The sequence below is a fragment of the Nonomuraea monospora genome (genome assembly GCF_039531895.1).
In the GTDB taxonomy this organism is placed as follows: Bacteria; Actinomycetota; Actinomycetes; order Streptosporangiales; family Streptosporangiaceae; genus Nonomuraea; species Nonomuraea monospora.
Genome location: NZ_BAAAQX010000006.1, coordinates 368,376 through 381,069 on the forward strand (window position 1 = coordinate 368,376; position 12,694 = coordinate 381,069).

Here is a 12,694-nt window from a genome sequence, read left to right on the forward strand (position 1 = left end):
AGAACCCTCCCCGTGTCGAAACGGGCGAAGCCGGGAATTTCTCTAGACAACCTCATGCTCGTGGAGGCGTGCTTGAGCACCAAGGACGCGGTCGCGGTCCTCGCCGGAGCCATCATCGTCGTTTCCTTCATCGGCAGTGCCAAGACCCAGCCGGCGACGGCGGCCAGCCCGCTGGGCAACGTCAGCGGCACTCTGCCGGGTCTGGCCCCCATCATCTCCGACGCCGAGAAGTCCGAGGCACGGGGGCTCATCAAACGGTTGCGGGTCAAGGACCTCGGCTCGAACACCGGCTACGCCCGCACCCGGTACGGCGAGAACTGGGCCGACAGCGCGACCGGGGTGCCGTACGCGCGCAACGGCTGCCGCACCCGCGACGACCTGCTGGCCCGCGACGGGCAGAATGTGAAGTTCAGGACGGGCTCGACCTGCGAGGTCGTCTCGATGGAGCTGACCGACCCCTACACCGGGCGGCTGATCCACTGGCACAAGGACAACGCCGACGAGGTGCAGGTCGACCACGTGGTCCCGCTGAACTACGGGTGGCGGATGGGCGCGCCGCGGTGGGCGATGGCCAAGCGGCTGGACTTCGCCAACGACCCGCTCAACCTGCTGCCCGTGGACGGTGACGCCAACGAGCAGAAGGACGCCAACGGGCCGGCGGGCTGGCTGCCGCCCCAGCGCAGCGTGCGGTGCGCCTACGTCACCCGGTGGGCGCAGGTGTCGCTCAAGTACGACATTCCCGTCACGCCCGCCGACAAGCGAACCATGCTCGCCCAGTGCCGCTGACACGACACCATGCCCGCCCGACGCGCGCAGTGCCCGCCCAGTGCCCGCCCAGCGCCGCTAACGGGGGTCGAGCCAGGTGAAGCCGCGTGCGTAGGTGCGCTCCGCGAGCACCCGCTGCCCTGAGGTGTTGGGGTGGAAGTAGTCCCACTTGCTGACGTGGTCGAGGGTGAACGGGTAGGAGAAGACCGCTCCCCCATCGGTACGGCAGCGGGACCCGTACGCGGCACAGGCCGCGGCGGCGGCCCGGTTGAACGCCATCACGCGGGCCCGCACCCGGGCGCGGCGCTGCTCGTCGGCCCGCCGGGTGGAGGTCGGGTCGGCCAGCATCGACTGGCAGATGCGCCCGGTCGTCCAGAACGTGCGCGCCAGCGCGTTGCCCTTGCCGACCTGCCACAGCCGCCGCACGTCGGGGATGCTGGCGATCAGCACCCTGGCCCCCGGCACGCCGGAGCGCAGCGCGGCCAGCGCCGCGTCCAGGCGCCGCCGGTAGGTCTCGACGGGCGTCATCGACTGCTCGGTGCGGGTGCACGCGTCCTGGGCGCCTATGAGAATCGTCACGTAGTCGGCCTTGGCCGCGATCGCCTTCTTCATCTGGGCGAGCAGGTCGGCGCTGGTCGCGCCGGGGGCGGCGAAGTTGGGGTTGTGCTTCTGGAGCGTTCCAGACAGCGCGGTGAGGCGGGCGTAGTGGCTGCTGACCTCGGCGCTGTCGCCGGTGGACCAGGAGCGGGCCGTGCAGGAGACGTACCAGCCGCAGGCGTTGAAGCCGGTGGAGATGGAGTCGCCGAGAGCGGCCATGACGGCGGGGACGGGCTGGGCCGAGCTCGCGGCCTGAACGGGGGGTGCGCCGGTGAGGACGACGGCGGCGGCCAGCACGGGCCCCAGTCGAGCGATCATGAGCACCAAGGTAGGGAGCCGATCACCGGCTCACTATGGCCTCAGGGCAAGGTCTGCCAGTTCAGGACCGACTTCATATCGCCGCTTGACAGACCAGACCGAAACTGGTCCGTCCCAATAATGCTTGGCATCCGGTTTTTTCTGGGTTCTTTGCCCGTAACCCTGCATTCACGGGGGTCCGAGTCGAACGTGTTCAGTTCCCGCATAGAGTGTCTTGGGTGAGTGTCGCGCTCGGAACAACCCGCCCGCTGCCGGTTCGCACCACCCCTGTTGGCGACCCCGGTGACCTGCTGGCTTCCCTCCCCCGTACGGCCCCATACGCGTGGATCAGGAACGGAGAGGGCCTCGTCGGCTGGGGAGAGGCCGCCCGGGTGGCCGTGCCCCCGGGTCCCGGCCGGTTCGCCTGGGCCCGCGAGTGGCTGGCCACCGTGCTGGGTGACGCGCAGGTGCACGACGACGTGCGCACCCCCGGCTCCGGCGCGGTCGCCTTCGGCAGCTTCACCTTCGACGAGGACGCCCACGGCTCCGTCCTCGTCGTCCCGCGGGCCGTGCTGGCCCGCCGCGACGGCCAGGCCTGGCTGACCACCGTCGGCGACACGCCGCTGGAGACGTTCACCCCGGTCCGCGACCCGGGCCGGATCAGCTACGGCGACGGCAGCCTGACCGCGCCCGAGTGGCAGGGCGTCGTGGCGCGCGCCGCGCGGCGCATCCGGGAGGGCGAGCTGGAGAAGGTGGTGCTGGCCCGCGACCTGGTCGCCACCACCGAGCGGCCGATCGACGTGCGGCTGCTGCTGTCCAGGCTGGCCGCCCGCTACCCCGAGTGCTACACGTTCTCGGTGGCGGGGCTGGTCGGCGCCACGCCTGAGCTGCTGATCCGGCGTACGGGGCAGGAGATCGAGTCGCTCGTGCTGGCCGGCACGACCGCGCGCGGCACCGGCGCGGCCGACGACCTCGCGCGCGGGGCGGCGCTGTTCGCCTCGGCGAAGGACCGGCACGAGCACGAGTGCGCGATCGCCTCCGTACGCCAGACGCTGTCGCCGCTGTGCTCCGCCCTCACCACGCCCGACGAGCCGGAGCTGCTCGTGCTGCCGAATGTGCAGCACCTGGCCAGCCACGTCACCGGCAGGCTGGCCGACGGGGCCTCGGTGCTCGACGTGGTGGCGGCCATGCACCCGACGGCGGCTGTCGGCGGCACCCCGACCAAGACGGCGATCCAGGTCATCCGCGAGCTGGAGGGCATGGATCGCGCCGGGTACGCCGGTCCGGTGGGGTGGATCGACGCCAACGGCGACGGGGAGTGGGGCATCGCGCTGCGGTCCGGGCAGGTGCAGGGGCGGCGGGCCCGGCTGTTCGCGGGCGGCGGGATCATGGGTGACTCCGATCCGGCGGCCGAGCTGGCCGAGGCGCAGGCGAAGTTCCGCGTCATGCAGTACGCACTGGAGGGCTGACCGCACGTCGCGTGCTGCCATCGCCCAGGGCCACTCAGGCCGGGACGTGGAGGTCGTCGCCGATCTCCACGCGCGCCCGGCCGGCCGTCAGCGTGGCCACCCAGTCGGCGAACGCGGCCACCTCGTCCTCGCCCACCGCGACGTCGAACGTGACCTCCCCCGCGTAGGCCACCTCCCGCACCGCGTGCCGCGAGGCCCGCAGGTCGTTCTCCACCCGCCCGGCCTGGTCGTGCGCCACCGCGACGCGCACCAGCTTGGCGGGGACCATGCGCACGGCGTCGGCCCGGTCGAGCGTCTCGGTGACCGCCGAGCCGTAGGCGCGCACCAGCCCGCCCGCTCCCAGCAGGGTGCCGCCGAAGTACCGCGTCACCACCGCCACCACGTCGCTGAACCCCCGCCCGACCAGCGCCTGAACCATGGGCGTGCCCGCGGTGCCGCCCGGCTCGCCGTCGTCGTCGCCCTTCTGGATGCGCTCCCCGATCACGTACGCCGTGCAGTTGTGGCTGGCGGCGGGATGCTCGCGGCGGCGGCCCGCGATGAAGGCGACGGCCTCCTCGACCGTGCGCGCCGGGGCCAGGGCGCAGATGAAGCGCGAGCGCCGCGCCTCGCTCTCGTGTTCGACGACGGTCTTCAGCGTGAGGTACGGGGCAGGCACAATCGCAAGGGTATGCCCTCGCCGCCGGAACTTCGGGAGCTACCATCTCGTCATTCCATAAGGACCTATGGGAGGGTCTCATGGACACTGCGGACAATGTCATGCCTTTCGTCACGGCAGCGATCGACGCGTACGGCACCGGGGTGCTGGCCAAGACCAGCGAGCTGGCCGCGGACACGGAGGTGGCCCGCGGCTCGCGCATCCTGCAGCGGGTCTTCGGCCGGGGGGACGCGCAGGCACACCGGGTGATCGGCCGGGTGGCGGGCGCCAAGCCCGACGACGAGTCGGGGCGCGCGGCCTTGCGAAACGCGATCATGGAGGAGTTCCGGGCCGACCCGCTGTTGCGGCGGGAGGTGACCGCGATGCTCCCCCGGGTGCCGGTCACCGGCTCCGGGGAGCGGTCGGTGGCGGTGGGGGACATAACAGTGGCCTGATCGTCACGGGGAACGGCGTCCCCTTGCGGGATGCACTGCCGGGCGCGCCGCGGTGTGCGGCCCGCACATCGCGGCGCTCCCGGCACCTCGTACGGTTCTCGGCATGAGCTATCGCGTCGCCATGGACATCGGCGGCACCTTCACCGACGTCGTCTGCTACGACGAGCGGTCGGGTGCCGTGACGGCATCGAAGGCGCCCTCCACCCCGGGCGACCTGGCCGAGGGCGTGTTCGCCGCGCTCGGGCGGGTCGTGGACGATCCGGCGGGCATCTCGTTCTTCGTGCACGGCACCACCCAGGGGCTCAACGCGCTGCTGGAGCGCAAGGGCGCCCGCGTGCTGCTGCTGGCGAGCCGGGGCGGCCGGGACGTCTACCAGATCGCCAGGGGCAACCGGGACCGCATGTTCGACCTGCGCTACCGCAAGCCGGAGCCGCTGGTGCCGCGCCAGGACGTCATGGAGGCGGGCGGCCGGCTCGACTACCAAGGGCGGGAGCTGACGCCGCTGGACGAGGAGTCGGTGCGGGCGGCGGCGCGGCGGGCGCGGGCCGAGGGGTTCGACGCGGTGGCGGTGTGCCTGCTGTTCTCCTACGTCAACCCGGCGCACGAGGTCAGGGCGGGTGAGATCCTGCGGGCCGAGCTGGGTGAGGACGTGCTGGTGGTGCTCTCGCACGAGGTGGCGCGGGAGTGGCGGGAGTACGAGCGGACGTCGTCGGCGGTGCTGGAGGCCTACACCGGGCCGGTGGTGCGGCGGTACCTGGCCGGGATCGAGCGGCGTTTCGCCGAGCGCGGGCTGGCCGTGCCGGTGCACGTGATGCAGTCGTCGGGGGGGGTGGTGAACGCCGCGTACGCCAGGCGCCGCCCGCTGCAGACGCTGCTGTCGGGGCCGGTCGGCGGGACGATGGGCGGCGTGGCCGCCTCCCGCCTGCTGGGCGCCGGGAACCTGATCTGTGTGGACATGGGCGGCACGTCGTTCGACGTGTCGCTGGTCGTGGACGGCCGGCCGGACGTCAACAGCGAGGCGCGCATCGAGGGCTACCCGGTGCTGATGCCGATCGTGAACCTGCACACGATCGGCGCGGGTGGCGGCTCGATCGCCTACGCGGAGGCGGGCGCGCTGCGGGTCGGCCCCGAGTCGGCGGGCGCGGTGCCGGGCCCGGCCTGTTACGGCAGGGGCGGCTCGCGGCCGACCGTCACCGACGCGAACGTGGTGCTGGGACGGGTGGATCCGGCGTGGTTCGCGGGCGGGCTGATGACGCTGGACGCGGAGGCCGCCGGGGCGGCGGTGGCGGAGCTGGCCGGGGAGCTGCGGCTGGATCCGCTGGCGCTGGCCGAGGGAATCTGCGACGTGGCCAACGCGAAGATGGCGCAGGCGATCCGCACGCTGACCGTGGAGCACGGGGTGGAGCCGCGCGAGTTCTCGCTGGTGGCGTTCGGCGGGGCGGGGGCGATGCACGCGGTGTTCATCGCGCGGGAGCTGGGGATCTCCGAGGTGGTGGTGCCGCGCTTCCCGGGGGCGTTCTCGGCGTGGGGGATGCTGGAGGCGGAGGTGCGCAGGGATCTGACGCATCCGTACTTCCGGCCGCAGGACACGCTCGACGGCGCCGACATGTCCGGAAATTTCGTGACCTTGGAGCGGGAGGCGCTCGACGCGCTCGCCGGGCAGGGCGTCCCCGAGGAGCGGCGGCGCGTGGAGCACTCCGTGGACCTGCGCTACGAGGGCCAGGACTACACGCTCACCGTCCCGCTGCGCGACGCGGCCGAGCCGGCCGAGCCGGAGTTCCTGGCGGAGATCGCGGCCCGCTACGCCGAGGCGCACACCGCGCGTTACGGGCACGCCACACCCGAGGCGCCGGTGGAGTTCGTCATGCTGCGCAGCACCGGGTTCGGCACCTTCCCCCGCACCGCCGCCCCGGCCGTCGCCGCCGCCGGGCGGGAGGCTCCGGACGTACGGGATGTGATCTTCGACGGCGCGGTGCACCGCACCCCCGTGCTGCGCCGCGCGAGCCTGGACGGCGAGCTGGCAGGGCCGGCGATCGTGGTGGAGGAGACCGCGACCACGGTCATCCCGCCCGGCTGCCTGGCCACCGTGGACGACAACGGCTTCCTCATCCTGAAAGTGGACACGTGATCGACCCCGTCACCACCGAGATCATCCGCTGCGCGCTGCTGCAGGCGGCGGAGGACATGAACACCACCCTCATCCGCAGCTCCTACACCCCCGTCATCTACGAGGCCAAGGACTGCGCCGTCGCGCTGCTCGACCGCGACCACAACGTGCTCGGCCAGTCGTCCGGCCTGCCGATCTTCCTCGGCAACCTGGAGGTGTGCACCCGCGAGACCGAGCGCCTGTACGGGCGGGAGGTCTGGCAGGAGGGCGACGTGTGGGTGCTCAACGACTCCTACATCGGCGGCACCCACCTCAACGACGTCACCGTCTACGGGCCGATCTTCGCCGGCGGGGAGCTGGCCGGGTTCGCGGCCTCGCGGGCGCACTGGCTCGACGTCGGCTCCAAGGACCCGGGCGGCTCGATGGACTCCACGTCCATCTTCCAGGAGGGGCTGCGGCTGGGCCCGGTGAAGGTGTACGCGGGCGGCGAGCCCTGCCGCGACCCGCACGAGGTGATCTCCCGCAACGTCCGCTTCCCGCACGCCACGCTCGGCGACCTGCGCGCGCAGGTGAGCTGCGCGATGACCGGGCAGCGGCGGCTGAAGGAGATCGTCGGCCGGTGGGGCCTGGAGACGGTGCTGGCGGCCCGCGACGAGATCTTCGCCCAGACCGAGCGCATGGAGCGGGCCGCCATCGCGGCCATCCCCGACGGCGTGTACGAGGCGTCGGGGTTCCTCGACAACGACGGCATCGACCTGGCCACGCCGCTGCCCGTGCACGTCACCGTCACCGTGTCGGGCCAGAGCATGCACGTGGACCTGACCGACTGCGCCGACCAGGCGCTCGGCCCGGTCAACTGCGGCGCGGCGCAGGCGGTGGCCGCCGTGCGCGTCGGCTACAAGCTGCTGGTCTCCGGTGACGTGCCGCTCAACGGCGGCTCGTTCCGCCCGCTGTCGGTCGAGACCAGGCCCGGCTCCATGCTGGCCGCCGAGTCGCCCGCCGCCTGCCAGTACTACTACTCGCACCTGGGGCTGCTCATCGACCTGGTCGTCAAGGCCCTGGCGCCGGTGCTGCCCGGCAAGGCCGCGGCGGCCTCGTACGGCGACTCCATGATCGTGCAGTTCACCGGGACGGACCCGCGCACCGGCAAGCTGTACGTCTCCCAGGAGGCCACGGTCGGCGGCTGGGGGGCCTGGGAGGGCGGCGACGGCGAGAGCTGCCTGATCAACAACGTCAACGGCTCGCTGCGGGACATGCCGATCGAGGTGCTGGAGACCTTGTTCCCGGTCCGCGTCACCCGCTACGAGGTCCGGCCAGACACCGGCGGCGCCGGGCAGTGGCGGGGCGGGAACGGGGTGGTGCGGGAGTACGAGTTCTGCGGGGACACGTCGCTGTCGCTGTGGTTCGAGCGGTCGGTCACCCCGGCGTGGGGGCTGGCGGGCGGCTCGGCGGGCGCGCCTCCCCGGGTCACGCTCAACCCGGGGGCTCGTGGGGAGCGGGAGGTGCTCAAGGTCAACGCGCTGCCGGTCAAGGCGGGGGACGTGCTGCGGTGCGAGTCGGGCGGCGGTGGCGGCTACGGGCCGCCGGAGCGGCGCGCGGCCGAGGCGACGGCGGCCGACCTGGCCCAGGGCATGATCACCCCCCACTGACCCCGCCCCGGCCCGCTCCGCCGGGCGGGCCAGCGGGCGGGCCACCGGGCGGGCCATCGTCGCCGGGCCCACCTGGCGCGGCGAGCGCCACCGCTGCGGCCGTCCCGGTGCTTTCCCCTGGTGCCGGGGCGGCCGGGCGGGTCCGGCGGCGGTCCATCTCGCGCCACTGCGGGTGCAGCCCGGCCAGGCCCGTGACCAGCGCGTAGGTGGCGCCGCAGACCAGCAGCACCGGCGCCAGCCCCGCCACCGACACCGCCGCCCCCGCCAGCAGCCCGCCGAGTGGGATCCCCGCCCAGGCCAGTGAGGTCTGCAACGCCCCCACCCGCCCCAGCAGCTCGCGCGGCACCCGCTCGTACGTGATCGCCGCCAGGATCGGGTTCAGGAACCCGCCCGCGAACCCGCTCACCCCGAACACCGCGACGATCACCCACACCGGCGCATCCCCCGCCAGCGCCAGGAACCGCAGCGGCCCCGCCAGCAGGAACGCCACGAAGAACACCGGCCGCCGCCGCATCCGATGCGCCACCGCCGCCGCCACCAGGCTCCCGCCGACCGCCGCCGCGCCCATCACGCTGCTGTTCAGCCCCAGGACGCCGGGCCCGTGCCCGGACTCCTTGGCCCACACGGCCGCCAGCACTTGGGAGAAGGCCGCGTCCAGCAGGTTCGTGACCCCGACCACGACGATCACGGCGAGCAGCAGCGGCTGGCCGCGCAGAAACGCCAGCCCCTGCCCGAACCGCCGCCAGTACCCCTCCCCCTCCCCCCGCCGCGCCTGCCCACCCTGCCCAGCCGCACCCTGCGCCTGCCCACCCTGCCCGCCCTGCCCAGCCGCACCCTGCGCCATCCCGGGTTGCCCGATCGCGCCCTGTCCCATGCCGCGCGGCAGTGCCCAGGCCACGATCACCGAGCCCAGCGCGAAGCACCCCGCGCTCAGCCCCAGGCTCGTCATCGGCCCGAACGCCACCACGATCGCACCCCCGGCCGCGGGCCCCACCGTCTGAGCCAGCCGCTCGGTGACCCCCATCAAGCCGGTCGCCCGCTCCAACGGCACCCGCCCACGCTCGGCCGCCTCCGGAATCATGATCTCCTTGGCCAGGTCGCCAGGCCCCCTGGCCGCGCCGATCAGCGCGACGAGCGGGACCAGCATCCCCAGCGACAGCACCCCGATCACATGCAGCGCCACGACCACCCCGGCCGCCGCCGCGCTCACCACGTCGGTCGCCCACGAGACCCGGCGCGGCCCCACTCGATCGACGATCGGCCCGGCCAGCGCCTTGACCAGCACGTACGGCGCCATCTCGGCGAACGCCACCAGCCCCGTGTGCGCCGCGCTGCCGGTGCTCACGTACACGAACCAGGGCAGCGCGATGGCCGACACCCTGGTGCCGGTGAGCGCCACGGTGATGGCCGCCAGCACCCCGGCCAGCGGCCGCGATCTCACGACGGCTCCGGCAGGAGCTGGGTGATGAGCGAGACCCGCACCGCGTCCTCGGGCGCCCGCGCCTCCGGCTCGTCCCGCCGGTAACGGGAGATCACCTCGCCCAGCTCCTCGCGCAGCCGCGCCCCCTCCTCCGGTGTCAGGCGCAGCGCGAACGAGCTGAGGTCCAGCACGTTGCGCCACTCCCTCGGCATGGTCTGCATCTCGTTGAGCGCCTGCTGGGTGCGCAGGTTGTACAGGGCGGCGACGGACTGCATGTACGCCAGCACCGCCTCCGGCTCCCGCTCGGCCAGCTCCTCGCCCGTCAGCCGGGTGGCCCGGTGCACCGAGCGCCACCACCGCTCGCGCGCGTTGCCGCGTTCGAGATCCTCCTCCACGAACCCGGCCGCGCCGAGCCTGCGCAGGTGGTAGCTGGCCGTGCCGGAGTTCACGCCGAGGCGCTCGGCCAGCCGGGTGGCGGTGGACGGGCCGTGCTTGCGCAGCAGGTCGACAAGCTGCACGCGCACCGGGTGGGCCAGGGCCCGCAGGCCTTTGGCGTCGAGGACGACGACGCTCTTGTCGGGTTCGATCACATTCCGGAGCCTAAACCGCAAACACTTCTTCGCAAAGAGTCGTTCGCGAAGAAGTGTTTGCGGTTTCCGGGTTGGAGAAAACGTCCAACCTGGACATACAATCCGAAGCGTGACAGATCCCCGCGTGCGGACGTGGGCGCCCGCGTGCGCGGCCATCGCCAAGCTGCTGGCCCCGCACGCCGAAGTGGTGCTGCACGACCCCGCCACCGACCGCGTCCTGGCCGTCTGGAACCCGCTGACCAGGCGCGGCGCGGGCGACCCGTCGATGCTCGGCGAGCTGGACCGGCTCGACCCGGCCGACGACGACGTCTACGGCCCGTACGAGAAGACGCTGCCCGACGGGCGGAGGCTGTCGTCCGTCAGCGCCGTGCTGCGCGACGACGGCGGCGAGCCGGCCGCCGTGCTGTGCGTGAACCTCGACCGCACGCCGCTGGAGCAGGCGGCGGCGCTGCTCGCCGCGTTCGCCGCGCCGGCCGCGCCGCGCCCCGAGGCCATGTTCGAGCAGGACTGGACCGAACGGGTGCACCAGATCGTCGGCGGCTACGTCCGCGAGCACGGGCGCGCCGTCGAGCGGCTGACCCGCGACGACCGCCTCGCCGTGCTGGCCGAGCTCGACGCGGCGGGCGTGTTCGCCGTGCGCCGCGCCGTCCCCTTCGTCGCCGGAGCGCTGAGGACCTCCCGATCCACCCTGTACGCGCTGCTCGCCGACCTCAGAAGGAGCCGACCGTGAGCCGACTGCCCGACTTCCGGCTGGAGGTCTACTTCTCCCGCTGGGAGTTCACCGCCCGGCACCACCTGACCGCCTCCGACGCCCAGACCATGACCATGGCCGAGCTGCTCGCCCTCGCCGATCCCGGCGACCTGCGCGCCTGGGAGACGCTCACCCTCGGCTACACCGAGACGTTCGGCGACCCCGGGCTGCGGCAGGCCGTCGCGGACACGTACGAGCAGGTCTGCGCGGACGACGTGATCTGCTTCTCCGGCGCGGAGGAGGCGCTCTACCTCGCCATGCAGGTGCTGCTCGGCCCCGGCGACCACGCCGTCGTGATCACCCCTAACTACCAGGCCGCCGAGACCGTGCCCCTGTCGCTGTGCGAGGTCACCGGCGTCGCCCTCGACCCCGCCCGCGGCTGGGCGCTCGACCTCGACGCCGTAGAGACGGCCCTGCTGCCTACCACCCGGGTGGTGTCGATCAACTTCCCCAACAACCCCACCGGCGCGCTCATCCCCGCCGCCGACCTCGCCAAGCTGGCCGCCATGTGCGAGGACCGCGGCATCCACCTGTTCAGCGACGAGGTGTACCGGGGCCTGGAGCTCGACCCCGCCCGCACCCTCCCGCAGGCCGCCGACCTGTCGCCCGCCGCGCTGTCGCTGAACGTCACCTCCAAGTCGCTCGGCCTGCCCGGCTTGCGCATCGGCTGGATCGCCTGCCGCGACCGCGAGCTGCGCTCCCGCCTCGAACGCGCCAAGCACTACACCACCATCTGCAACTCCGCGCCCAGCGAGGTGCTCGCCCGGATCGCGATCAAGGCCAGGGACCGGATCCTGATCCGCAACCGGGCCATCATCGCCGCGAACCTGCCCCGGTTCGAGGCGTTCTTCACCGAGTTCGGCGACCTGTTCGAGTGGCGCGCGCCCGACGGCGGCTGCGTCGCCTTCCCCCGCTACCTCGGCCGCGACGGCGTCGAGGCGTTCTGCACCGGCCTCGTCGAGCGGTCCGGCGTGCTGCTCCTGCCCGCGAGCGTCTACCGCTCGCAACTCACGGACACGCCCGCCGACCGGTTCAGGATCGGCGTCGGACGCGCCGACCCCCAGCCCGCCCTGGACGCCTTCGCCGCCCACCTCAAGGGGCTATGAGCTGGGCAGCACGTCACGCAGCAGGCGGCGGTTGCCGGGACGGGGCTTCCACTCCCTCGGATAACCCAGCGACACCTCCTCGAAGCGCACCCCGTCATGCCAGGTCACGCGCGGGATGTGCAGATGCCCGTAGATCATCGCGGCCGTGCGGTGGCGGCGATGCCAGTCGCGCGTGGCCGTGGTGCCGCACCACTGCGCGAACTGCGGGTAACGCAGCACGTCCGTCGGCTCGCGCACCAGCGGGTAGTGGTTGACGAACACCAGCGGCACGTCGTCGTCCAGCTCCGCCAGCCGCCGCCGCGTCCACGCCACCCGGGCGCGGCACCAGGCGTCGCGCGACGGGTACGGGTCGGGGTGCAGGACGTACTCGTCGGTGCAGACCACGCCCGTGCTGTGGGCGTACGTCAGCGCGCTCTCCTTCGTGTGGTGCCCCGGCGGCAGGAACGTGTAGTCGTACAGCAGGAACAGCGGCACGATCCGCACCGGCCCGCCCGCCCCCTCCCACAGCGGATACTCGTCCTCCGGCGTGACGACCCCCAGCTCACGGCACATCTCCACCAGATGCTCGTAACGCGCCACACCCCGCAGCTCGGGCGGCTCGCCCGGCACCGTCCACAGCTCGTGGTTGCCCGGCACCCACACCACCCGCTCGAACCGGCTCGCCAGCAGGCCCAGCGCCCACTCGATGCCCTCCAGCCGCTCCCCCACGTCGCCCGCCACCAGCAGCCAGTCGCCGGGCGTGACGGGTTTCAGCTCCTCCACGATCGCCCTGTTCTCCTGGTAACCGATGTGCAGGTCGCTGACCGCCAGCAACCTGCTCACGCCAGACAGCTCCGCCTCCGCCAACGGGGCCT

General features: G+C 73.0%; 12 protein-coding genes. 7 read left to right on the forward strand and 5 right to left on the reverse strand.

The features are described 5' to 3' along the window. The first annotated feature begins 72 nt into the window (after window positions 1–72). A complete protein-coding gene (locus ABD331_RS15015; protein ID WP_344474881.1) occupies window positions 73–786 on the forward strand; it encodes an HNH endonuclease family protein in 714 nt (237 codons plus the stop codon). A 57-nt stretch (window positions 787–843) separates the two neighbouring features. On the opposite strand, the gene ABD331_RS15020 is transcribed toward ABD331_RS15015, so the two are convergent. Next, entirely contained in the window at window positions 844–1,680 is an 837-nt protein-coding gene (locus tag ABD331_RS15020) for a GDSL-type esterase/lipase family protein (protein WP_344474883.1), read from the reverse strand. Between the two features lie 218 nt (window positions 1,681–1,898). On the opposite strand from ABD331_RS15020, the gene ABD331_RS15025 reads away from it, so the two are divergent. Next, on the forward strand, window positions 1,899–3,128 hold the full coding sequence (locus tag ABD331_RS15025) for an isochorismate synthase (RefSeq protein WP_344474885.1): 1,230 nt from the start codon (window positions 1,899–1,901) through the stop codon (window positions 3,126–3,128). A 34-nt stretch (window positions 3,129–3,162) separates the two neighbouring features. Here the strand turns inward: ABD331_RS15025 and ABD331_RS15030 are convergent, their stop codons facing one another. After that, the gene (locus ABD331_RS15030) at window positions 3,163–3,783 is read right to left on the reverse strand and encodes a YigZ family protein (protein ID WP_344474887.1); all 621 of its coding nucleotides are present in this window, start codon (window positions 3,781–3,783) and stop codon (window positions 3,163–3,165) included. A gap of 80 nt (window positions 3,784–3,863) precedes the next feature. Between ABD331_RS15030 and ABD331_RS15035 the strand changes: the two genes are divergently transcribed. From ABD331_RS15035 to ABD331_RS15045, 3 genes are all read left to right on the forward strand, one after another. Beyond that, on the forward strand, window positions 3,864–4,217 hold the full coding sequence (locus tag ABD331_RS15035) for a hypothetical protein (RefSeq protein WP_344474888.1): 354 nt from the start codon (window positions 3,864–3,866) through the stop codon (window positions 4,215–4,217). A gap of 103 nt (window positions 4,218–4,320) precedes the next feature. Then, window positions 4,321–6,345, forward strand: coding sequence for a hydantoinase/oxoprolinase family protein (locus ABD331_RS15040; protein ID WP_344474890.1), 2,025 nt, complete (start codon window positions 4,321–4,323; stop codon window positions 6,343–6,345). Next, window positions 6,342–7,973 carry a hydantoinase B/oxoprolinase family protein gene (locus ABD331_RS15045; RefSeq protein ID WP_344474892.1) on the forward strand — a complete coding sequence of 544 codons (1,632 nt, stop codon included), beginning with the start codon at window positions 6,342–6,344 and terminating at the stop codon, window positions 7,971–7,973. Before ABD331_RS15040 ends, ABD331_RS15045 begins: the two co-directional genes overlap by 4 nt. Here ABD331_RS15045 and ABD331_RS15050 read toward each other — a convergent pair. Continuing rightward, window positions 7,960–9,414 carry an MFS transporter gene (locus tag ABD331_RS15050; protein WP_344474894.1) on the reverse strand — a complete coding sequence of 485 codons (1,455 nt, stop codon included), beginning with the start codon at window positions 9,412–9,414 and terminating at the stop codon, window positions 7,960–7,962. The genes ABD331_RS15045 and ABD331_RS15050 overlap by 14 nt on opposite strands. Continuing rightward, window positions 9,411–9,983: an ArsR/SmtB family transcription factor gene (locus ABD331_RS15055; RefSeq protein ID WP_344474896.1), complete on the reverse strand. Its 573-nt coding sequence runs from the start codon at window positions 9,981–9,983 to the stop codon at window positions 9,411–9,413. Before ABD331_RS15055 ends, ABD331_RS15050 begins: the two co-directional genes overlap by 4 nt. Window positions 9,984–10,092: 109 nt before the next feature. Between ABD331_RS15055 and ABD331_RS15060 the strand changes: the two genes are divergently transcribed. Then, window positions 10,093–10,713: a helix-turn-helix transcriptional regulator gene (locus ABD331_RS15060; RefSeq protein ID WP_344474898.1), complete on the forward strand. Its 621-nt coding sequence runs from the start codon at window positions 10,093–10,095 to the stop codon at window positions 10,711–10,713. Further along, window positions 10,710–11,840: an aminotransferase class I/II-fold pyridoxal phosphate-dependent enzyme gene (locus ABD331_RS15065; protein ID WP_344474900.1), complete on the forward strand. Its 1,131-nt coding sequence runs from the start codon at window positions 10,710–10,712 to the stop codon at window positions 11,838–11,840. The genes ABD331_RS15060 and ABD331_RS15065 overlap by 4 nt, the downstream gene beginning before the upstream one ends. On the opposite strand, the gene ABD331_RS15070 is transcribed toward ABD331_RS15065, so the two are convergent. Further along, window positions 11,835–12,662: a metallophosphoesterase family protein gene (locus ABD331_RS15070; RefSeq protein ID WP_344474902.1), complete on the reverse strand. Its 828-nt coding sequence runs from the start codon at window positions 12,660–12,662 to the stop codon at window positions 11,835–11,837. The genes ABD331_RS15065 and ABD331_RS15070 overlap by 6 nt on opposite strands. Window positions 12,663–12,694 lie beyond the last annotated feature (32 nt).